The 19,800-nt window shown below is 71.8% G+C and carries 15 protein-coding genes; 6 read left to right on the top strand and 9 right to left on the bottom strand.

Annotation, left to right across the window (positions count from 1 at the left end; translation table 11 throughout):
- Window position 1 precedes the first annotated feature (1 nt).
- Window positions 2-2,710 (top strand): ATP-binding protein, encoded by a 2,709-nt coding sequence (locus JIX56_RS13610; protein WP_257540556.1) that lies wholly within the window; start codon window positions 2-4, stop codon window positions 2,708-2,710.
- A gap of 93 nt (window positions 2,711-2,803) precedes the next feature.
- On the opposite strand, the gene nucS is transcribed toward JIX56_RS13610, so the two are convergent.
- The gene (nucS, locus tag JIX56_RS13605; protein ID WP_257540554.1) at window positions 2,804-3,484 is read right to left on the bottom strand and encodes an endonuclease NucS; all 681 of its coding nucleotides are present in this window, start codon (window positions 3,482-3,484) and stop codon (window positions 2,804-2,806) included.
- Between the two features lie 394 nt (window positions 3,485-3,878).
- On the opposite strand from nucS, the gene JIX56_RS13600 reads away from it, so the two are divergent.
- Window positions 3,879-4,271 carry an SCO5389 family protein gene (locus JIX56_RS13600; RefSeq protein ID WP_086760468.1) on the top strand — a complete coding sequence of 131 codons (393 nt, stop codon included), beginning with the start codon at window positions 3,879-3,881 and terminating at the stop codon, window positions 4,269-4,271.
- A gap of 79 nt (window positions 4,272-4,350) precedes the next feature.
- Here the strand turns inward: JIX56_RS13600 and JIX56_RS13595 are convergent, their stop codons facing one another.
- Window positions 4,351-5,379: an LLM class flavin-dependent oxidoreductase gene (locus JIX56_RS13595; RefSeq protein WP_257540552.1), complete on the bottom strand. Its 1,029-nt coding sequence runs from the start codon at window positions 5,377-5,379 to the stop codon at window positions 4,351-4,353.
- 220 nt (window positions 5,380-5,599) lie between these two features.
- Here JIX56_RS13595 and JIX56_RS13590 point away from each other — a divergent pair, with 220 nt between their 5' ends.
- Window positions 5,600-5,941 (top strand): ATP/GTP-binding protein, encoded by a 342-nt coding sequence (locus JIX56_RS13590; protein WP_257540550.1) that lies wholly within the window; start codon window positions 5,600-5,602, stop codon window positions 5,939-5,941.
- 17 nt (window positions 5,942-5,958) lie between these two features.
- Here JIX56_RS13590 and JIX56_RS13585 read toward each other — a convergent pair whose 3' ends face one another.
- The 7 genes from JIX56_RS13585 to mce form a co-directional block, all read right to left on the bottom strand.
- Window positions 5,959-6,825, bottom strand: a complete 867-nt coding sequence (locus JIX56_RS13585) for an ABC transporter permease (RefSeq protein WP_257540548.1) — start codon at window positions 6,823-6,825, stop codon at window positions 5,959-5,961.
- Entirely contained in the window at window positions 6,822-8,060 is a 1,239-nt protein-coding gene (locus tag JIX56_RS13580; protein WP_257540544.1) for an ABC transporter ATP-binding protein, read from the bottom strand. Before JIX56_RS13580 ends, JIX56_RS13585 begins: the two co-directional genes overlap by 4 nt.
- A gap of 170 nt (window positions 8,061-8,230) precedes the next feature.
- On the bottom strand, window positions 8,231-9,001 hold the full coding sequence (locus JIX56_RS13575) for an ABC transporter permease (RefSeq protein ID WP_257540542.1): 771 nt from the start codon (window positions 8,999-9,001) through the stop codon (window positions 8,231-8,233).
- Window positions 9,002-9,004: 3 nt separating this feature from the next.
- On the bottom strand, window positions 9,005-9,955 hold the full coding sequence (locus JIX56_RS13570; protein WP_257540541.1) for an ATP-binding cassette domain-containing protein: 951 nt from the start codon (window positions 9,953-9,955) through the stop codon (window positions 9,005-9,007).
- Window positions 9,956-10,263: 308 nt separating this feature from the next.
- Complete coding sequence (locus JIX56_RS13565) at window positions 10,264-11,202, bottom strand: cellulose-binding protein (protein WP_257540539.1); 939 nt, start codon at window positions 11,200-11,202, stop codon at window positions 10,264-10,266.
- A gap of 237 nt (window positions 11,203-11,439) precedes the next feature.
- Window positions 11,440-15,288, bottom strand: coding sequence for a polarized growth protein Scy (scy, locus tag JIX56_RS13560; protein ID WP_257540537.1), 3,849 nt, complete (start codon window positions 15,286-15,288; stop codon window positions 11,440-11,442).
- A gap of 276 nt (window positions 15,289-15,564) precedes the next feature.
- The gene (mce, locus tag JIX56_RS13555) at window positions 15,565-16,005 is read right to left on the bottom strand and encodes a methylmalonyl-CoA epimerase (RefSeq protein ID WP_257540535.1); all 441 of its coding nucleotides are present in this window, start codon (window positions 16,003-16,005) and stop codon (window positions 15,565-15,567) included.
- A gap of 148 nt (window positions 16,006-16,153) precedes the next feature.
- On the opposite strand from mce, the gene JIX56_RS13550 reads away from it, so the two are divergent.
- The 3 genes from JIX56_RS13550 to JIX56_RS13540 all read left to right on the top strand — a co-directional run bounded on the left by JIX56_RS13550 (window position 16,154) and on the right by JIX56_RS13540 (window position 19,795).
- Window positions 16,154-17,356, top strand: coding sequence for an acetyl-CoA C-acetyltransferase (locus tag JIX56_RS13550; protein ID WP_257540533.1), 1,203 nt, complete (start codon window positions 16,154-16,156; stop codon window positions 17,354-17,356).
- Between the two features lie 46 nt (window positions 17,357-17,402).
- A complete protein-coding gene (meaB, locus tag JIX56_RS13545; protein WP_257540531.1) occupies window positions 17,403-18,359 on the top strand; it encodes a methylmalonyl Co-A mutase-associated GTPase MeaB in 957 nt (318 codons plus the stop codon).
- A gap of 179 nt (window positions 18,360-18,538) precedes the next feature.
- Window positions 18,539-19,795, top strand: a complete 1,257-nt coding sequence (locus tag JIX56_RS13540) for an MFS transporter (protein ID WP_257540529.1) — start codon at window positions 18,539-18,541, stop codon at window positions 19,793-19,795.
- Window positions 19,796-19,800: the final 5 nt, after the last annotated feature.

Below are 19,800 nucleotides of genomic sequence, written 5' to 3'. Positions count from 1 at the left end.
GATGGACCCGAACAACCGGGGACCCGCAGAGTACGGCCACGACGACGAACAGGCGCAGAGCAAGCGTCCACCACGTGACGCCCTCACCCAGGATTTCGACCGGCACGCCCCGTCACTCGCCCGCACCGTCCAGCTCGTCTCGGGTGACTTCCTGCTCACCGTCAACCCCGTCGACGGCAGCGAGATAGAGAACTGCCCACCGGGCGAACTGCCTGGTCCGCCCGTCAAGCACACGCCCGTCGAGCGCGCCGAGATCGACCGCGCCGCCCGGCCGCCGGTGCCCCCGGGCCCCTCGCTGCCCCGGCTGCCCCTGCTCCAGCGCGACGACGAGAGGGAGCGGCTCGTACGGCTCCTCGCGCGCGGCCGCTCCGTCCGCCTCACCGGCGCACCCGGCTCCGGCCGCACCACACTCCTCGACGCGGTCGCCGAGGACTGCGCGGACCTGGCGCCCGACGGCGTCGTACGACTGAGCGGCTTTGGGCGTACGGTCGACGATCTGCTGCATGAGTTGTTCGCAGCCGTGTACAGCACACCGCTGTTCCGGCCCGCCCGGCAGCAGATCCTCGACGTCGTGCGGGACATCGGCGCGGTCGTCGTCCTCGACGACCTGGAGTTCGGCGGGGCCGCGCTCGACGAACTGCTCGACGCGACCCCCGAGTGCGCCTTCCTGATCGGCGCCACCCACGACACCCCTCTGCCGTCCGCCGACGCACCCCTGGAAGAGATCGTGCTCGGCGGCTTCGACCGGGCCGGCAGCGAGCAGCTGCTGGAGCGCGCCGTCGGGCGGGCGCTCACCGAGGAGGAGTCGAACTGGGCCGGTGACCTCTGGTTCGAGTCCGAGGGGCTGCCGCTGCGGTTCACCCAGGCCGGGGCGCTGCTCAGGCAGCTGGACCGGCAGCGGGCCGGCGCGGACGCCGTCGACGAGTTCGGGGTCTTCCAGGAGTCGCCGCCCGTCGACCCCACCTTCGAGTCGCCCGCGGACGCGCACGACCTGCCCCTGCCGTCGCTCGCCGAGGGAGCCGCGCCCGCCGCGCTGCTCGCGTCCCGGCTGAGCGCCTCGGCCCGCGAGACCCTGCGGTTCGCGGTCGCGCTCGGCGGGGAGGTCCCGCACCAGGCGCATCTGCCCGCCCTGGTGGGCGACACCCACGCCGACGCGGCCCTCGGCGAACTGGTCGGCTGCGCCCTGGTGACACCTGTCGGCGCCCGCTACCGTCTCGCGGCCGGGGTGCGGACCCAGCTGGAGGCCGCCGGGTACGCCGACGACGTCGAGGCACGGGCCGGGACCGCCGCCCAGCACTACGCCTGGTGGGCCGGGCACCCCTCGGTCACCCCCGAGCGGGTCTCCGCCGAGGCGGACGCCGTACTGGCCACCCTGAGCGCGCTCGTAGCGGGGACGACACCGCCCGGCGAGGACGAGGAGAGCGTCTCGGTTCAGCTGGCCCGGCAGGCGGCGCCCGCGTTCGCCGCGGGGCTGCGCTGGAGCGCCTGGGAGCGGGCGCTCAGGTACGGCGCGGAGGCGGCCCGGCTGGCGGAGGAGGTCGGCGAGCAGGCCTACTTCCACCATGAGCTGGGCGTCCTGGCGCTGTGCACCGGGCAGTTGGACCGGGCCCGGGCCGAGCTGGAGGCGTCCATCGGGCTGCGGGGCGCCCTCGCCGACAAGCGCGGCACGGTCGCCGGCCGCAGGGCCCTCGCCCTGGTCGCCGACCGCTCCGGGGCGACCCCGCCCGGCGGGCGTACGGCGGCGGGGGAGGAGGTGCCGGACGCCCGGCACGAGGAGTCGGCCTCACCGCCCGGGGGCGTGCCCTCCGGGTACACACCGACGGGCTTCGGCGCGGTCGGCTTCGGGACGACCGGGTCCGGCGTCCCCGCGCCGACCAACGACACGACGCTCGTCACGCAACGGCCCGGCGGCTCCCCCGCGCACAAGCTCAGCGGCCTCAGGAGCCTCGTCGGCGGCGCACGGCGCAACCTCGTCGCCGCGGGCGCCGGCGCGCTCCTCGCCGCCGTCCTCGGCACCGTCGTGACCCTCGGCGCGACCTCCGACGGCAACGGCGACACCCCGGCCGAGAAGGTCGGCGTCAACCCGTCCGCCAGCGAGGGCGTCGACGACGGCGGGCTCAGCGCGGACCGTCCCAAGGCCGGCGACGACGACAACGCGCCCGGGGTGGTCCCCGAGCCGAGCGATCCCGGACCCGACGGGACGTACGGCACGGCGGACGACCCGACGCCGTCCGACACGGCGGCGCCGTCGGACGACGTCGAGCCGTCTCCCTCGGGCTCGTCCAGCTCGTCGGACGGCGGGACGACCGGGGGCTCCACGGGTGGTGGGTCCACGGGCGGTACGGACGGCGGGACGACCGGCGGAACGACGGGTGGGTCCACGGGCGGCACCACGGGCGGGACCGACGGCGGCACGACCGGCGGGACCACCGAGGGGACCACCGGCGGGACCGACGGCGGCACCACCGGCGGCACCACCGAGGGAACCACCGGCGGAACGGACGGCGGGACCACGGACGGCACCACGGGTGGTGATACCGACGGGGGGACCACCGAGGGAACCACGGACGGTGGGACGACCAGCGAGGGAACGACAGGCGGCGACGACGGCGGGACGACCGAGGGAACCGCGGGCGGCACGTCGCCGTCCAACAGCATCTCGGCGAGCGCCTCGGAGAGCGGCGGCGAGACGTCCGGCACGGCGGCCTGACGACGCCGGCCCGCTCGGCAGCACGTGTCCGCCGCTACGGCTCACCGTAGCGGCGGACAGAAAAGGCGGGCACGCGTATCGGACGGGCCGTCGTCAGAACAGCCGCAGCTTGTCGTCCTCGATGCCGCGCAGCGCGTCGTAGTCGAGGACGGCGCAGCCGATGCCGCGGTCGGTGGCGAGGACGCGGGCCTGGGGCTTGATCTCCTGGGCCGCGAAGATGCCGCGGACCGGCGCGAGGTGCGGGTCGCGGTTCAACAGCTCCAGGTAGCGGGTGAGTTGCTCGACCCCGTCGATCTCACCGCGCCGCTTGATCTCGACCGCGACGGTCGCGCCGTCGGCGTCCCGGCACAGGATGTCGACGGGCCCGATGGCCGTCATGTACTCGCGGCGGATGAGGGTGTAGCCCTCGCCGAGGGTCTCGATGCGGTCGGCGAGGAGTTCCTGGAGGTGCGCCTCGACGCCGTCCTTGATCAGGCCGGGGTCGACGCCCAGTTCGTGCGAGGAGTCGTGGAGGACTTCCTCCATCGTGATGATGAGCTTCTCGCCCGCCTTGTTGATGACGGTCCAGACGGCCGCCGTGCCCTCGGAGTCTCCCGTGTCCTCCTTCAGCGTGCAGGGCGGCGACATCCAGTTGAGGGGCTTGTAGGCCCGGTCGTCCGCGTGGATCGAGACGCTGCCGTCCGCCTTCACCAGGATCAGGCGGGGAGCCGAGGGGAGATGGGCGGTGAGCCGGCCCGCGTAGTCGACGGAGCAGCGGGCAATGACGAGACGCATGGTCGGCAACGCTACTCGACGCCGACCGGTGCGCGCGATTCGACCACCGGAATCCCTCCGCGACGGAACCTGGCGATCGTCGGCACACCCGCCGGGAACCGTTCGACGCCCCGGCGTCCCCGGTCGGTGACTGTCGCCCTCCGTCACGTTCCCCCGCGCCCTCTCGTGGGCCTTCGTCGTCCTCCGGCATGTGCCACTGTCAACTCCTGTTCGGCATTGGCTGATTGTGTGCGTCCCGCGCCTCGTCGGTGCGCGCAATCTCCTGGTGCGGTCACGTTCGGTTGCTTACCGTAGAAACTGGAGGTCGCGAAGCGTGCACTCTGCGTGTTCGCCGACCCGGTCTCCGCCCTTGTCCGTCAACCCCTGTTGTTGTGGGGGTGCGAGAGGAGAACCCATGTCGCTCGACGTCTCACCGGCCCTACTCGAACAGGCCGAGCGAGGCGAGGTCGACGAAGCCGCCTTCGTCGACTGCGTCCGGACCTCCCTGCCCTTTGCGTGGGAGATGATCAGCTCCCTGGTGGCCCAGCTGAAGGTCGACGGCGGAGAGTTCGCCGACAACCAGACGCCCCCGCCGGACGAGCAGGCACGCGGACAATTGCTGCGCGCGCTCGCCAGTGACGCGATTCGTGGCGCGCTGCAGCGGCACTTCGGTGTCCGGCTGGCCTTCCAGAACTGCCACCGTGTGGCGGTGTTCCCGCTGGACCCGTCCGTGGACGACAGGCTGGCCCGCTTCACCTCGATCCGCGGCCAACTTCTCAACCAGTCCCCGGAACTCCGGGACTGCTGAGGACGTGACGCACCACGGCTTGCCGCTCCAACCGCGGGAGGTGCATCAGTAACCGGGGCGGCAAGCTCCCCGCAGTGGCTCAGCCGAGGTGGGGCAGCACCTCGGCACCGAGTCGCCGTACGTTCTCCTCCGTCGCCGCCAGATCGCCGGAGCCCTCGACGAGCAGGGCGAAGCGGGAGATGCCCGTCCGCTCGCTGGTCGCCGCGAGCCGGTCGGCGCACAGCCGCGGGGTGCCCACCGGGTGGAGCCCACAGAGCAGTTCTGTGTAGGCCAGCGGGTCCCGCATGGCGCGGGCGCGGCCGTCGACGGTCACATGGGCGTCGAGGCCGTGCTTGAGCCAGCCGGGCATCGCCTTGGTGAGCGCCTCGACGGCGTCGGTGCGGCGGTCCGCGATCTGGCACACGCCGGCCGAGACATGGGCCGCGCCGGAGATCTCCTCCGGCGAACGGCCCGCCGCCCGGGCGTACGTGCGCCACAGCGTGACCATCTCGGCCTTCTCCTCGTCTCCGACGTGCATCCCGAGGAGCATCGAGAGCCCGCGCTCGGCGGCCAGCCGTACGCTCGCCGGCGAGGTGCAGGCGACGACGACCTCGGGCCCGGGCGTCTCGTCGAGGTTCTCCGACGGGCGCGGTACGACGGGGACTTCACGGAAGCTGAATCGTTCCCCCGACGCCGCCACCGAGGGCTCCCGCAGCCAGCGCACCAGCAGATCGAGTGATTCCGGGAACCCCTTCTCGTACGCCTCGAGTCCGGCGCCGAACACTTCGAGGTCGACCCACGGACCGCCGCGCCCGACGCCCAACGAGAAGCGTCCGCCGGACGTGACATGCAGCAGCGCGGCCTGTTCGCCCAGGGCGACGGGGTGGACGGTGGGCAGCACGCTGACCGCCGTGCCGACGCGGATGCGCCGGGTGCGCCCCAGCAGTAACGCGGCGAGGGTGATCGCCGAGGGGCAGGTGCCGTACGGCACGAAATGGTGCTCGGCCAGCCAGACCGCGTCCAGCCCGGCCTCTTCGGCCACTTCCGCCGTCCGCACCGCCCGGTGGAGCGCTTCCCCCTGGCCCTGGCCGGGGAACTGGGCTCCCAGTACAAATGTTCCTACGTGCATGGCTCTTCCTGTTTCCTCGGCTCCGACTCGGGAGCTCCCCCACCGGCATAACCGCGTGACACGTGCCGAAGACACGGCTCGCGGCGAGATTTGCGGATTGTCTGCAGAATGTGCCGGGCGGAGGGTGATCTGAGGTGTTTGGTGACGTACGCATACCCCCACCGGGCCCGCGTAGGCTGGACGCCAACCCTGCTCCCTGTATAGCCCCGTGAGGTGTCCCGTGTCCCCGCGTCGCAACCGCCCCAAGGGTGATGGTTCGTCGGGTCCGTCAGGCCGCAGCGCAGAGGAAGACCGGTCGGACCGGTACGGCGGCTGGCAGACCAGCGAGCCCTGGCGGGGCGAGGAGTGGAGCGTGCGGCATGTGGCGGGCGCGAGCGCGGTCGGCAAGACCTACCGCTGCCCCGGCTGCGACCAGATGATCTCCTCCGGGGTCCCGCATGTCGTCGCCTGGCCCGAGCACTCGGGCGTCGACGAGCGCCGGCACTGGCACAAGGCGTGCTGGAACGCGAAGGACCGCCGCACCACGAGGGTGCAGCGGTCCCGTAACGCGCCGAGGTTCTGAACCTCGCGGTCTGTCGGTCACACGTCGCGCTGCTCCAGCAGGGCGTAGGCGCCGACGAACGCGGCCGCTGTCAGGCCGAGCATGATCCACAGCGGGTCCCAGCCGGACGGGCCCGCCTGGCTGAGCTCCGCGCCGTAGAAGACGCTCAGCTGGCTCGGGATCGAGTACTCCAGCAGGAACTCCTGCACCTCCCGCAGCGACTCCGAGAACATGAAGATCGCGATGACCAGCGGGGCGAGGAAGACGCCGAGCATGATGGTGATCGCGCCCGCCGAGTGCCGGATCAGCGAGCCCATCAGCAGCGCCAGCAGCCCGAAGAGGGCGAGGAAGAGGCTCACGCCGACCGTGGCCTTGAGCCACTCATCGGTGTCGGGGTTCACCACGCCGTTGCCCTCCAGGATCGCCACCTGGGCGAAGCCGACGAACGCGGTGAGGACCAGGGTGACGGTGAACGTGAGCGCGAAGAAGACGATCGCCTTCGCGACCAGCACCCGGCCACGGCTCGGGCACGCGGTCATCGTGGTCCGGATCATCCCCGTGCCGTACTCGGAGGCCGTGGTCAGCACCCCGAGCGTGATGATGCAGACGCTGCCGATCATCAGCCCGAACAGACCGAGGCCCAGCGGGGACTCGCCCTCCAGGTTCATGTCCGTGGAGGCGGCGATCAGGGCGAAGAGCAGACCGAGGCCGATCACCAGGAGGACGAAGACGCCCAGCGTCCACATCGTCGAACGGACCGACTTGATCTTCGTCCACTCGGAGGAGATCGCGTGCCCGAGGTGGGTGCGCACCACCGGGATCGGCGAGGTGTACGAAGTGCCCGGCGCGCCCTGCCAGTTGGGGGCGGGCGGCTGTTGGGTGAGGGGCGGCTGGGGCGTGCTCATCGGGCGTCCTCGGACTTCGTCAGGTCGGCGGCGGGCGCGGCCGCGGGGGCGGGCTGTGCGGGGGCCTGGGACGCGGCCTGGGCGTACGGGTTCGGCTGCGGCTGACCGGGAGCCGGAGCCGGGGCGGCGGGCGCCGGAGCCCCGTACGGACCGGCCGGCGGCTGGCCCTGCGGCATCGGCTGACCCTGCGGGGCGTACGGCTGGCCGGCCTGCTGCGGCCCCGGCGGGGCGTACCAGCCCGGCTGGCCCTGCCCGGGCACCGGCATCGGCGGCTGCACGCCGGGCGGCAGGGGCTGCTGGAGACCGGCCTTCTGGTCGGTCGTCGAGCGGTAGTCGACGGCACCCTGCGTCATCCGCATGTACGCCTCCTCCAGCGAGGCCTGGTGCGGCGACAGCTCCCACAGACGTACGTCGGCGTCGTGCGCGAGGTCGCTGATGCGGGGGAGCGGCAGCCCCATGACGCGCAGCGCGCCGTCCTGCTCGGGCAGCACCTGGCCGCCCGCCTCGGTCAGCGCGGTCGACAGCTTCTCGCGCTGCTGCGGCTCGGTGTCCGGGGTCCGTACGCGCGCGAAGTCGGCGGAGTTCGCCGAGATGAAGTCCTTGATGCTCATGTCGGAGAGCAGCTGCCCGCGCCCGATCACGATGAGATGGTCGGCGGTGACCGCCATCTCGCTCATCAGGTGCGAGGAGACGAAGACCGTACGGCCCTCGGCGGCGAGCGCCTTCATCAGGTTGCGGACCCAGAGGATGCCCTCGGGGTCGAGGCCGTTGACCGGCTCGTCGAAGAGCAGCACCTGGGGGTCGCCGAGCAGGGCGGCGGCGATGCCGAGCCGCTGGCCCATGCCGAGGGAGAAGCCCTTGGAGCGCTTTTTGGCCACATCCTGGAGGCCGACCACGCCCAGCACCTCGTCCACCCGGCGGGCCGGGATGCCCGACAGCTGAGCCAGGGACAGCAGGTGGTTGCGGGCGTGCCGGCCGCCGTGCACCGCCTTGGCGTCGAGGAGGGCACCGACCTGCCGGGCGGCGTTCGGCAGCTTGCGGTACGGGTAGCCGCCGATCGTCACCTGCCCTGACGTGGGGTTGTCCAGGCCGAGGATCATCCGCATCGTCGTCGACTTGCCCGAGCCGTTGGGGCCCAGGAAGCCGGTGACGGCCCCCGGCCGCACCTGGAAGGAAAGGTTGTACACGGCCGTCTTGGCGCCATAGCGCTTCGTCAGGCCGACTGCCTCGATCATGCTCCGCACCCATCGAACGGTTCAGGACGTCTCAGGACGTCGGGGCACCCGCCCCCGTAAGGATTAGGAGCTTATCGGGGCGTTGACGGTTCCGCCCAAGAGGAAGTAAAACCACGCAGGTCATGGGCGCCCCGGCTTGGCATGTACGTACCCGCTGGTCAGCTGCCTGATCACGCGTCACGCTTCTTCATCACCAGGTACCCGCCGAGCAGGGCCGCGACCACCCACAGCACCATGATGGCGAGGCCGCCCCAGGGACCGTACGGCGTGTCGTCGTCCACCGGGGTGACCACCTGCATGATTCTGCTGCCGGCCTGGTCGGGCAGGTACCGGCCGATCTTCTCGGTGGCGTCGACGTTCCCCAGGATGTTGGAGATCAGGAAGAAGAACGGCATCAGGATGCCGAGCGACAGCATCGGGCTGCGCAGCATCGCCGCGACGCCCATCGAGAACACGGCGATGAGGGTCATGTAGAGCCCGCCGCCGAGGACCGCACGCAGGACGCCCGGATCGCCGATCTCGGCCCGGTGCTCGCCGAGCATCGCCTGCCCCAGGAAGAACGCCACGAAGCTGGTCGCGAGCCCCACCACGAAGGCGAGCCCGGTGGCCACCGCGATCTTGCTGAAGAGGAAGGTGCCCCGCTGCGGCACGGCGGCCAGCGACGTCCGGATCATGCCGCTGCTGTACTCGTTCGACACCACCAGCACCCCGAACACGATCATCGCCAGCTGTCCGAGGCTCATCCCCGCGAAGCTGATGAACGTCGGGTCGAACGAGAGCCGGTCCGCGCGGCTCAGACTGTCGAACTCCTGCTTCGACAGCAGCGAGATCAGCACGCCGAGCGCGATCGTGACGACCACGGCCAGCGACAGCGTCCACACCGTGGACGCCACCGACCGGATCTTGGTCCACTCCGAGCGGACGACCTGGGTGGCGGCCATGCGTCAGCCCTCCCTCTTCCATCCGCCGCCCCACGCCTCGGCGGGCGTGTCGCTGTGCGCGTGGTACTCCACCGACTCGGCCGTCAGCTGCATGAACGCCTCCTCCAGCGAAGCTTGTTGAGGACTCAGCTCGTGCAGGACGAGCTGATGCTGCGCGGCCAGCTCGCCGATCTGCTCGGGCTTCCCGCCGTCCACCTCCAGCGACCCGTTGCCCGTCTCCACGACCGTGACGCCGGCGGCGTACAGCACGTCCAGCAGCCGTTCCCGCTGCGGCGTGCGAATCCGTACGTACGACCGTGAGTTGCGCTGGATGAAGTCCGCCATCGAGGTGTCGGCGAGCAGCCGCCCCTGCCCGATCACCACGAGGTGTTCGGCGGTCAGTGCCATCTCGCTCATCAGATGCGACGACACGAAGACGGTCCGCCCCTGCTCCGCGAGGGACTTCATCACATTCCGGATCCAGTGAATGCCCTCCGGGTCCAGCCCGTTGACCGGCTCGTCGAACATCAGGATCCGCGGGTCCCCGAGCAGCGCGCCGGCGATCCCGAGCCGCTGCCCCATCCCGAGCGAGAACCCCTTCGCCTTCTTCCGCGCCACCGACGTCAGCCCGACCGTGTCCAGCACCTCGTGCACCCGCGCCTTGGGGATGCCATTGCTCTGCGCGAGACAGAGAAGGTGATGGAAGGCGCTACGGCCGCCGTGCACGGCCTTGGCGTCCAGCAGGGCGCCGATGTACTTCAGGGGGTCCCTGAGGGCGTCGTAATGCTTCCCGTCGATCCGCACGTCCCCGGCCGTCGGCCGATCGAGCCCCAGAATCATCCGCATCGTCGTCGACTTCCCGGCCCCGTTCGGCCCGAGGAACCCGGTCACGATCCCGGGCCGGACAGCGAACGTGAGGTTATTGACCGCGACCTTCTCGCCGTACCGCTTGGTCAGTCCCTCGAGCTCGATCATGCGGCCACGCTAAAACGCCCCCCGAGCGCCTGCCACCGGAAGGGCGAAGCCCCTTCAGGGGCGCGGGAACTGCGCGACCAGCCACGTAGCACTGGCAGCCGCGATACGACGGAAGCCCGGCGCTACGAGGTGCCGCCTGCGCCCACCCGTGCCGCCCCAGCGGCACGACTGCCCGCAGCTGTGCGGGGCGGGCGGGGCGGCACGGCGGCCCCGCAGCTGGGTAGGGCCGTGGGAACGGCGAAGGCCCGCACCCCCGAAGGGATGCGGGCCTCAGTTGCCTCTCCGGACGCTGCCGTCAGGCGAGGGTGTTACCGGGACTGCTGCGCCGGGACCCCACGCGAGATGGGCTCGTCGTCGGTCGCGGGCGTGCCGGCGGCGGCCACAGCCGCGCCCGTGAGCGTCGCCAGCATCTCGCGCACGTTCGTGAGCTGGGCGTTGATCGAGTCGCGGCGGTTCGTGAGAGCCGCCAGCTCGCGCTCGGATTCCGAACGGATCCGGTCCGCCTTGGCGTTCGCGTCCGCGACGATGTCCTCGGCCTGACGCTGCGCGGTCTCCACCGTCTGGCGGGCGCGGCGCTCGGCGTCGGTGCGCAGCTTCTCGGCCTCCAGGCGGAGCTGCTCCGCGCGGTGCTCGATCTCGGCGAGACGCTTCTCGGCCTTCTGCTGACGCGACGCCAGGTCGCGCTCGGACTGCTCGCGGCGCTTGGCGAGGTTCGTCTCGAAGTCGGCGGCGGCCTGCGCGGCCTTCGCGCGGGTCTCCTCGAAGAGGGCGTCCGCCTCCTCGCGCTTGGACTGCGCGTCCTTCTGCGCCTCCTGGCGCAGCTGCGAGGCGTCGCTCTTGGCCTTCTCGACGATCCGGACGCCCTCGTCCTCCGCCTTGGCCTTGCGGTCCGCAGCGAACGACTCGGCGTCGTTGCGCACCTGCTGGGCCGCCGACTCGGCGAGCTCGCGGTGCTGCTCGGAAGCGCGACGGGCCTCCTCGCGCAGGTCCTTCGCCTCCTCCTCGGCGAGGCGGAGGATCTTCTCGACGCGTGCGCCGAGACCCGCGTACGACGGCTCTGCGTCGGTGACCTGGGCCTGGGCGTTCTGCGTCTCGAGGTGAAGCTCCTCGATGCGCTTTTCCAGAGCGGTGATGCGGGCGAGAGCGGAGTCACGGTCGGAGACGAGCTTGGAGATACGTTCGTCCACCTGAGCGCGGTCGTATCCACGCCGCACAAGCTCGAAGCCGTAGGGGGAAGTGTCGCTCATGGGGTTCCTGTCGAATGAGACCGGTGAGGTGATAGGTGGAATCCTAGGGGGCGAAGCGGCGTGTCATCGAGCAGATGCACGTTTGATCTGGAGAATGACACCCCTTTTGAGTAGCCGACCATCGGAATACTTGCCAGAAACTTTGCATAAGGGCCCTGACAAGCACAGAACGAGCACAAATTGGTGTCTGTAGCGCCGCAGGCGGTGCGGGAAGATACCCGTAACGATCCGGCACCGCTAGCCGTCTGACGACTTGCCACCCGATCGGGTCGCACCCGCCGCGGCACCCGCCTTGACTCCACCGTCCTTGCCGCCCGACGGGGCCTCAAAAGACTCCAACGCCTCCAGGACGTCCTGGACACGGGAAATCTCCGCATTGATGTCCTCGCGGCGGCGGACCAGCACCTCCAGCTCGCGCTTGCCCTCCTCGACCGTACGGCGGGCCTCACGGATCGCCTCGGCCTTGAGTTCCTCGGCCTCGCGGACGAGCGTGGACTTCTTCTGCTCGGCCTCTTTCAGGAGTCCTTCGGCCTTCTTCACCGCGGCGATACGGACCTTGCCGGCCTCGGAGTTCGCCTCGGAAACGATCTCCTTGGCCTTAGCCGTCGCCTTCTCCAACTGCTCCTCGGCGGCCTTGATGAGCGCGTCGCAGCGGTCGCCGGTGGATTTCATCGTCTCGGCGGCCTCGCGGCGGGCCCGCGTGTGCAGCGCCTCGATCTCGGCCGTGATGCGGTCGCGCAGTTCCTCCGCCCGCTCCCTGATCGCGGTCGCGTCCCGGCGCGCCCCGACCAGCAGCTCGTCGGCGTCCGTACGGGCCTTCTCCACCGTGGAGTTGCCCTCGACGGTCGCCTCGGAGACCAGCCGGTCGGCCTCCTGGCGGGCCGCGCCGACCATGGAGTCGGCCTGACCTTCGGCGTCCGCCGTCATCTTCTGCGCCTGGGCCTGCGCCTCGGTGAGCAGCTTGTCGGCTTCGGCCGCCGTCTCCGTGATGAGCTTGTCGACCTGCTCGGCGGCCTCGGAGCGCCGCTTGTTGGCGGCCGTACGGGCCTCGTCGAGGGTGCGGTCGGCCTCCTCGCGGGCGTGTGCCATCAGCCGGTCGGCCTCCGCCTCCGCCTCGGCCCGCGCGCGCTCGGCGTCGGCCCGTACCCGCTCGGCGTGCTGCCGCGCGGAGCCCACCGTCTCGGCGGCCTCGGCCCGCAGCCGCTCGGCCTCGTCGGTGGCCTCGCCGACCAACTGATCGGCCTTGGCGACGGACTCGGCCCGTACGCGCTCCGCCTCCTCGTTGGTCTCCCGCGTCAGCCGCTCCGCCTCGGCCGTCACCTCGGTGATGAGGGTGTCGGCCTGGGTGGCCGCGTCCGAACGGATGCGGTTGGCGTCGTCCCGGGCCTCCGCCCGGGTGCGCGAGGCGTCCTGGTCGGCCCGCGCGACGGTGTCCGAGGCCTCCGTACGGACCCGCTGGGCGTGCTCGGAGGCGTCCGAGCGCACCCGCTCCGCCTCGGCGATGGCCTCCGCGACCGTGCGCTCGGCGAGCGCCTTGGCGGCGTCCGTCTCGTCCCGGGCCTCGCGGCGGACACGGTTGGCGTCCTCCGTGGCCCGCTCCCGCTCCGCGTAGGCGTCGGCGCGGACCCGGTCGGACTCCTCCTCCGCCTCCCTGCGCATACGGTCCGCCACGTGCTCGGCCGTGTTGCGCAGCCCGGCGATCTCCTCCTGGGCCTGCTCGTGCAGCCCGGCGACGGACTCCCGCACCTGCTGGGCGTGCTGTTCGGCGGCCGACACCATCTCCATGGCGCGCCGCTCGGCCTCCTCGACCAGCCGTACGGCCTCGGTCTGGGCCTCCTCCACGCGCTTGCGCGCCGAGGCCAGCAGCTCCTCGCTCTGCTCGCGGGCCTGCCGGCGCTCCTGGTCGGCCTCCTGCCGGGCCGCGCCGAGCAGTTCCTCGGCCTCGCGGCGGCGCCGGAGGGCCTCCTCCTGCGCGGCGGCCAGCGTCTCCGAGGCCTCCGTGGCGAGGCGCTCGGCCGCGGCCTGTGCCTCCGCCCGGACCCGGTCGGCGGTGTCCTGCGCCTCGGACTTCAGCCGCTCCGCCTCGGCCGCGGCCTCCGACCGCAGACGTACGGCGATGGCCTCGCCCTCGGCGCGGGACGCCGACGCGTCGGACGCGGCCTCGTCGCGCAGCCGCTCGGCCTCGGCCTCGGCCTGCGCCTGGAGCGTCCGGATGCGCTCGGCGGCCTCGGAACGCAGCCGGTCGGTCTCCTCGGCGGCCTCGCGGCGGATCCGCTCGGCCTCGGCGCGGGCGTCGGCGAGCGCCTCCTCGGCCGAGGCGAGGCGGGTCTCCGCCTCGGTGTGCAGCCGGGCCAGCTCCTCGGCGGCCTCCGCCTTGCGGGCCTCTATGGCGCGCTCGGTCTCCTCCCGCACCTCGCGGACGGCACGCTCGGCCTCGGCCTTCAGCTCCTCGGACTGCTCGGCGGCCTCGGCGCGGTACCGCTCGGCCTCCTTGCGGGTGCGCTCCAGGGTCTCCTCGGCCTGCCGACGCAGCGTCGAAGCGCGTTCGATGGCCTCCGTGCGGACCTTCTCGCTGTCCGTGGTGGCCGACTGCCGCAGCTCGTCGGCGTCCGTCCGCGCCTTGGCGAGCAGCTCCTCGGCGGTCTTGGCGCCCTCCTCGATCTGCTGGACGGCCTCGCGCCGGGCCTCGGCCCGGATCCGCTCGCCCTCGGCCACCGCGTCGGAGCGCAGCTGCTCGGCCTCGCCGCGCAGCCGGCGGGCCTCCTCCTGCAGCTCGACCGTCTTGGCGCGGTACTCCTTGGTGTCGTCCTTCGCCGTGCCCTTGAGCTGTTCGGCGATGTCGTGGGCCTCGGCCCGCAGCCGGTCCGCCTCGGCCTCGGCCTCGGCGCGGATGCGCTCGGCCTCCTCGGCGGCGGCCTTGGTGGTGTTCTTGGCCTCCTCGGACGCCTTGTTCAGCACGTCCTCGGCGGTCTTGGCCGTCTTGGCGAGCTGGGAGGCGGACTCCTCCGCGGTGATCGAGCGGGCCTTCTCGGCCGCCTCGGCCAGCAGCTTCTCCGCCTCGGCCCGGGCGTCCGCGACGACTTCCTCGGCGGCCGACTTGGTGGCCTCGGCCTCCTTCGTGGCCTCCTCGACCAGCCGGGCGACCTGCTCCTTCGCCGTACGCGTGCGCTGCTCGTTGGTCGACTCGGCGCTGGAGAGGGCCTTGGCCGCGTTCTCCTTCGCCTCCGTGACCAGCTTCTCGGCCTCGGCGCGCGCCTCCCGGAGCGCCGCCTCGGCCTCCGTCATGCGCTGCTCGGCGGCCCGGCTCAGCTCGGAGGCCTGGCGGCGGGCGGAGTCCGACTCGGTGGCCGTGGAGGAGCGCAGCTGCTCGGCGTGCTCGGTGGCCTCCTGGGCCTGCGTCGACGCCGCGTTCAGCAGCCGCTCGGCCTCGGCGCGGGCACGGCGCAGGATCTGGTCGGCCTCGGAGCGGGCGGCCTCGGAGTCGCTCTGCAGCCGCTGCCGGGCCTCATTGGCCAGCCGCTCGGCCTCGGCGCGGGCGGCGGCCAGCGCCTGCTCGGCCTCCGCGCGCGACTCGTCGACCAGGCGGCGGGCCTGCTGCTCGGAGCGGGCCCGCAGCTGCTCGGCCCACGCCACGTTCTCGTTGACGTGCGACTCGACGGTCTGCCGGCGCTCGGACAGCTCCTGGTCGAGCTGCTGGCGGCGGGTGACCGCCTCCTGGTGCAGCTCCGCCTGGAGCCGCGCGGCCTGCTCGGCGTGTTCCTGGAGGATCCGCTGGGTCTGCGCCCGGGCCTGGCTCAGCTCACGCTCGGCGTCCGCGCGCAGCTGGTCGGCCTGCATCTGGGCCTGGCGGAGCATCTGCTCGGCCTGGTACCCGAGGTCGCCCCCGTCGTAGGCGGGCCGGGACATGAGGGTGCGGCGCGCCTCGTGCAGCTTGGCGCGCAGCACCTCGACCTGGTAGCCGAGGTCCTCGGCGTGCTGAATCGCCTTTTCCCGCTCGGTCTTCAGCCGCTCCATCTCGGCCTCGAACCGAGAGAGGTGGTCGACGTCAGCCGCCGGCTCTCGCTCCTGGCGTTCGTAGCCCCGCACTGCGCGGTCCCATCCGTCCCCTGGTCGCAACCTCTGGCAAATGAGCTCCGTCCAACCGGCGAACGGGGCTCCCGGGGAATGGTGTCAGATCAACGGCGGAGCACGGGCTGCCGCCCTCACCCTCGTCCCCCGAAACCTGGACCCCGGCCCTAGGGCGACCGCTGATGGATCTCCGCGACGCCCTTGGATCCCGCTCCTCGGAAGGCGGCAGGACCCGGGCCGTCCCCCTCGAAGGCGACGGCCGACCCCAACCCTACCGGCCCATATGTACGGGGGTCAGTGCTCAGGTGACTCAACTGGCGCCGAAGTGACCAGTTCTGTCAGTACGCCATGGCAATCCTTGGGATGCAGAAACGTGATCCGTGACCCCATGGAACCGACTCGCGGCTCCTCGTACAGGACACGTACGCCCTTGTCCTTGATCGCGGCCGCCTCGCCGTCGACGTCTGCCGTACCGAAGGCGATGTGGTGGACCCCCTCGCCGTTCTTGGCCAGCCACTTCGCGACGGTGGAGTCCTCGCGGGTCGGCTCCAGGAGTTGCAGGTAGGAGGCGCCGCCGTCGTCCGTGCTGTTGATCTTGAGCATGGCCTCGCGCACGCCCTGCTCCTCGTTGACCTCGGAGTGGTACACCTCGAAGCCGTAGGTGGCCCGGTAGAACTCGACAGTCCTGTCGAGGTCGAAGCAGGCGATCCCGATGTGGTCGATTCGCGTCAGCATGGTGTCAGTGCACCGCTCCGCGCATGGTTACGCAACGTGCCAGCGATCACACTGACAGCCCGGTGACGGCACGGAGTGCCACTCAGTACATTCGAAGTAAACCCTCGTTCACTCCTCGGCTGTGCAAGCTGGAAGGGGATCGCACCTCATGACTGGATCCAACGGCAGGACCTCGGTGATCGTCGCCGGTGCCCGTACGCCCATGGGACGGCTGCTCGGTTCGCTGAAGTCCTTCTCCGGAGCCGACCTCGGTGGCTTCGCGATCAAGGCCGCCCTCGACCGTGCGGGGATCGGTGGCGACCAGGTGCAGTACGTGATCATGGGCCAGGTGCTCCAGGCCGGGGCGGGGCAGATCCCGGCGCGCCAGGCCGCGGTCAAGGCGGGCATCCCGATGAGCGTGCCCGCGCTCACGATCAACAAGGTCTGTCTCTCGGGCCTCGACGCCATCGCCCTCGCCGACCAGCTGATCCGTGCCGGCGAGTTCGACATCGTGGTGGCCGGCGGTCAGGAGTCCATGACCAACGCCCCCCACCTGCTCCCGAAGTCCCGTGAGGGCTACAAGTACGGGGCGATCCAGATGCTCGACGCCATGGCGTACGACGGGCTCACGGACGCCTTCGAGAACATCGCCATGGGCGAGTCCACCGAGAAGCACAACACGCGTCTCGGCATCCTGCGCCCCGAGCAGGACGAGATCGCGGCCCTGTCCCACCAGCGGGCCGCCGCCGCCCAGAAGAACGGCCTCTTCGACGCCGAGATCACGCCGGTCGAGATCCCGCAGCGCAAGGGTGAGCCGGTCGTTTTCAGCCAGGACGAAGGCATCCGCGGTGAGACGACCGCCGAGTCGCTGGGCAAGCTGCGGCCGGCCTTCACCAAGGACGGCACGATCACGGCCGGTTCCGCCTCGCAGATCTCCGACGGCGCGGCGGCCGTGGTCGTCATGAGCAAGGAGAAGGCGGAGGAGCTCGGCCTTGCGTGGCTGGCCGAGATCGGCTCCCACGGCAACGTGGCCGGACCGGACAACTCTTTGCAGTCGCAGCCGTCGAACGCGATCCAGCACGCCCTGAAGAAGGACGGCCTGGACGTGGCGGACCTCGACCTCATCGAGATCAACGAGGCCTTCGCCGCGGTCGCCGTACAGTCAATGAAGGACCTCGGCGTGTCCTCCGAAAAGGTGAATGTCAATGGTGGGGCGATCGCCCTCGGGCACCCCATCGGTATGTCCGGCGCCCGTCTCGTCCTCCACCTCGCCCTGGAGCTGAAGCGGCGCGGCGGAGGTGTCGGCGCGGCCGCGCTGTGCGGTGGCGGCGGGCAGGGTGACGCGCTGATCGTGCGGGTACCCAAGGCCTGAGGCCTTCAGTTCTCAGGTGTACGTGGCTACTCGGAACGGAGCTGTGATGCAGGACGTCCCCACGCTGGTGGCACAGGCCAGGGAAGGGCGGCCCCGGGCCGTCGCCCGGCTGATCTCGCTGGTGGAGGGGGCGTCCCCGCAGCTCCGCGAGGTCATGGCGGCGCTGGCTCCGCTCACGGGCGGGGCGTACGTCGTCGGCCTCACCGGTTCGCCCGGCGTGGGCAAGTCCACGTCCACGTCGGCGCTGGTGACCGCGTACCGGCGGGCCGGGAAGAGGGTGGGGGTGCTGGCGGTGGATCCGTCGTCGCCCTTCAGCGGTGGTGCCCTGCTCGGCGACCGGGTCCGGATGTCGGAGCATGCCTCCGATCCCGGTGTGTACATCCGTTCGATGGCGACGCGCGGCCATTTGGGTGGGCTGGCGTGGGCCGCCCCGCAGGCGATCCGGGTGCTGGATGCCGCCGGGTGTGACGTCGTGCTGGTCGAGACGGTCGGTGTCGGCCAGTCGGAGGTGGAGATCGCCTCCCAGGCGGACACGTCCGTGGTGCTGCTGGCGCCGGGCATGGGTGACGGCATCCAGGCGGCCAAGGCCGGGATCCTGGAGATCGGTGACGTGTATGTGGTCAACAAGGCCGACCGGGACGGGGCCGACGCGACCGCGCGGGAGCTGAACCACATGCTGGGGCTGGGTGAGTCCCGTGGTCCCGGTGACTGGCGGCCGCCGATCGTCAAGACGGTGGCCGCGCGGGCGGAGGGGATCGACGAGGTCGTCGAGGCGCTGGAGAAGCACCGGGCGTGGATGGAGGAGCGTGGGGTCCTCGCGGAGCGCCGCCGTTCCCGGGCCGCGCATGAGGTGGAGACCATCGCGGTCACCGCGCTCCGTGAACGCATCGGGGACCTCCATGGCGACCGCCGCCTCAGCTCTTTGGCCGAGCGGATCGTGGCGGGGGAGCTGGATCCGTATCGGGCGGCGGACGAGCTGGTGGCGGGTCTGACGGAGGGGTGAGCGCGACCAGCCCCCACCCACCCGCACCCGTCCACGAACTTCACCCCCCTGGCTCTATCGCGGGCTGCTAATTTGGCGGCGTGTTCCATCACTTTGCGTAGAGGGCGAACGCTCCCGCGGCCGGTCGGCACGCGGGACTTCGGTGTCCCCTTATCCCCTCCACGTGAGGAACCTTTCGCATGTCCGCGACCTCCCCGCGGCCCTCGTACGCCGCGGTGCTCCGCATCCCGTACGCCCGCCGCACCTTCGCCGCCGTACTCGTCGGCCGGCTCTCCTACGGCATGGTGCCGATCGCCGTACTGCTCGCCGTGACCCGTACGACGGGCTCGTACGCCGTCGCCGGCACCGTCATGGCCCTGTTCGGGGCCACCAGTGTCTTCCTGTCGCCGGCGAGGGCGGCGCTCGTCGACCGGTACGGCCCACGCCGGGCACTGCCGCCGATGGCCTCGCTCTACGCCGTGCTGCTCGGCACCCTGGCGGTGGCGAGCTGGCGGCCGGGGGCGTCGGGCCCGGTGCTGGGGGCGGTCGCGGTGGCGGCGGGCGCCTGCACGCCTCCGCTCGGGCCGACGATGCGAACGGTGTGGAGCGAGATCGCCGTGGACCGGGGGCTGTTGCGGCGCGCGTACAGCCTCGACGGGGTCGCGGAGGAACTGCTGTTCGTGTCGGGGCCGTTGGTGGTGGGCGGGGTGGTGCAGTTCGCCGCTCCGGCCGCCGCCGTGCTCATGGGCGCCGTGCTGGTGGTGGCGGGGACCTTCGGGTTCGTGACCTCCCCGGCCGTGGCGCGTATGCCGGGCCGCGTCCCCGCGCCGAAGGAGGCGACCGGCGTACGGAAGCCGCGCGTGGTGGCCGGGATCGTGTCACCCGTCGTCGCGGCCGGCGGGGTCGGGCTGTCGCTCGGGGCGCTCGACCTGCTGGTGCTGGCCTTCGCCGAACAGCGGGGGCACGGTGACGACGTGGTGGCCTGGATCTTCGCCGCGCTGTCCGCCGGGAGCGCCGTGGGCGGCCTGCTGTACGGCGTGGTCGAGTGGCGCTCCGGCGCCCGCGTACGGCTGTCGCTGCTGACGGCGGGCCTCGGCCTGGCCCTCGTCGGCGCCGGACTCGCCCCCGACCTCGCCACTCTCACCGGCGCCATCGTCTGCGCCGGCCTCTTCGTCGCCCCGGCCCTGACCACCGCGTACCTCGTCGCCGACGCATCCGCCCCCTCCGGCGCCCGCACCCAGGCCGGTGCCTGGGTCAACACGGCCGTGAACGCCGGAATATCGGCGGGTGCGGCCACCTCGGGCCTCCTGGTCGCCCACTTCTCGCCGCCCCTCGGCTTCGCCCTCGCGGGCGCGACCGCCCTGCTCGCGGCGACCGCCGTGGGGCTGGGGAGGCGGCGGAGCCGCGCGGTGGGGCCGGAGGAGAGCACGGTGGAGGGAGCTCGCGAACTGCGATGAGCGGG

Origin of the sequence: Streptomyces sp. CA-210063 (assembly GCF_024612015.1) — a bacterium.
In the GTDB taxonomy this organism is placed as follows: Bacteria; Actinomycetota; Actinomycetes; order Streptomycetales; family Streptomycetaceae; genus Streptomyces.
The sequence above is the reverse complement of the archived record's forward strand: the minus strand, read 5'-3'. Positions and strand labels throughout refer to the sequence as shown.

Bases quoted from the DNA above. Each gene is read 5' to 3' on its own strand.
- JIX56_RS13585 (WP_257540548.1), bottom strand. From the start codon at position 6,825: ATGAGCACGCCCCAGCCGCCCCTCACCCAACAGCCGCCCGCCCCCAAC.
- mce (WP_257540535.1), bottom strand. From the start codon at position 16,005: ATGCTGACGCGAATCGACCACATCGGGATCGCCTGCTTCGACCTCGAC.
- JIX56_RS13570 (WP_257540541.1), bottom strand. From the start codon at position 9,955: ATGATCGAGCTCGAGGGACTGACCAAGCGGTACGGCGAGAAGGTCGCG.
- meaB (WP_257540531.1), top strand. From the start codon at position 17,403: ATGCAGGACGTCCCCACGCTGGTGGCACAGGCCAGGGAAGGGCGGCCC.
- nucS (WP_257540554.1), bottom strand. From the start codon at position 3,484: ATGCGTCTCGTCATTGCCCGCTGCTCCGTCGACTACGCGGGCCGGCTC.
- JIX56_RS13600 (WP_086760468.1), top strand. From the start codon at position 3,879: ATGTCGCTCGACGTCTCACCGGCCCTACTCGAACAGGCCGAGCGAGGC.
- JIX56_RS13575 (WP_257540542.1), bottom strand. From the start codon at position 9,001: ATGGCCGCCACCCAGGTCGTCCGCTCGGAGTGGACCAAGATCCGGTCG.
- JIX56_RS13580 (WP_257540544.1), bottom strand. From the start codon at position 8,060: ATGATCGAGGCAGTCGGCCTGACGAAGCGCTATGGCGCCAAGACGGCC.
- JIX56_RS13540 (WP_257540529.1), top strand. From the start codon at position 18,539: ATGTCCGCGACCTCCCCGCGGCCCTCGTACGCCGCGGTGCTCCGCATC.
- JIX56_RS13595 (WP_257540552.1), bottom strand. From the start codon at position 5,379: ATGCACGTAGGAACATTTGTACTGGGAGCCCAGTTCCCCGGCCAGGGC.
- JIX56_RS13610 (WP_257540556.1), top strand. From the start codon at position 2: ATGGACCCGAACAACCGGGGACCCGCAGAGTACGGCCACGACGACGAA.
- JIX56_RS13565 (WP_257540539.1), bottom strand. From the start codon at position 11,202: ATGAGCGACACTTCCCCCTACGGCTTCGAGCTTGTGCGGCGTGGATAC.
- JIX56_RS13550 (WP_257540533.1), top strand. From the start codon at position 16,154: ATGACTGGATCCAACGGCAGGACCTCGGTGATCGTCGCCGGTGCCCGT.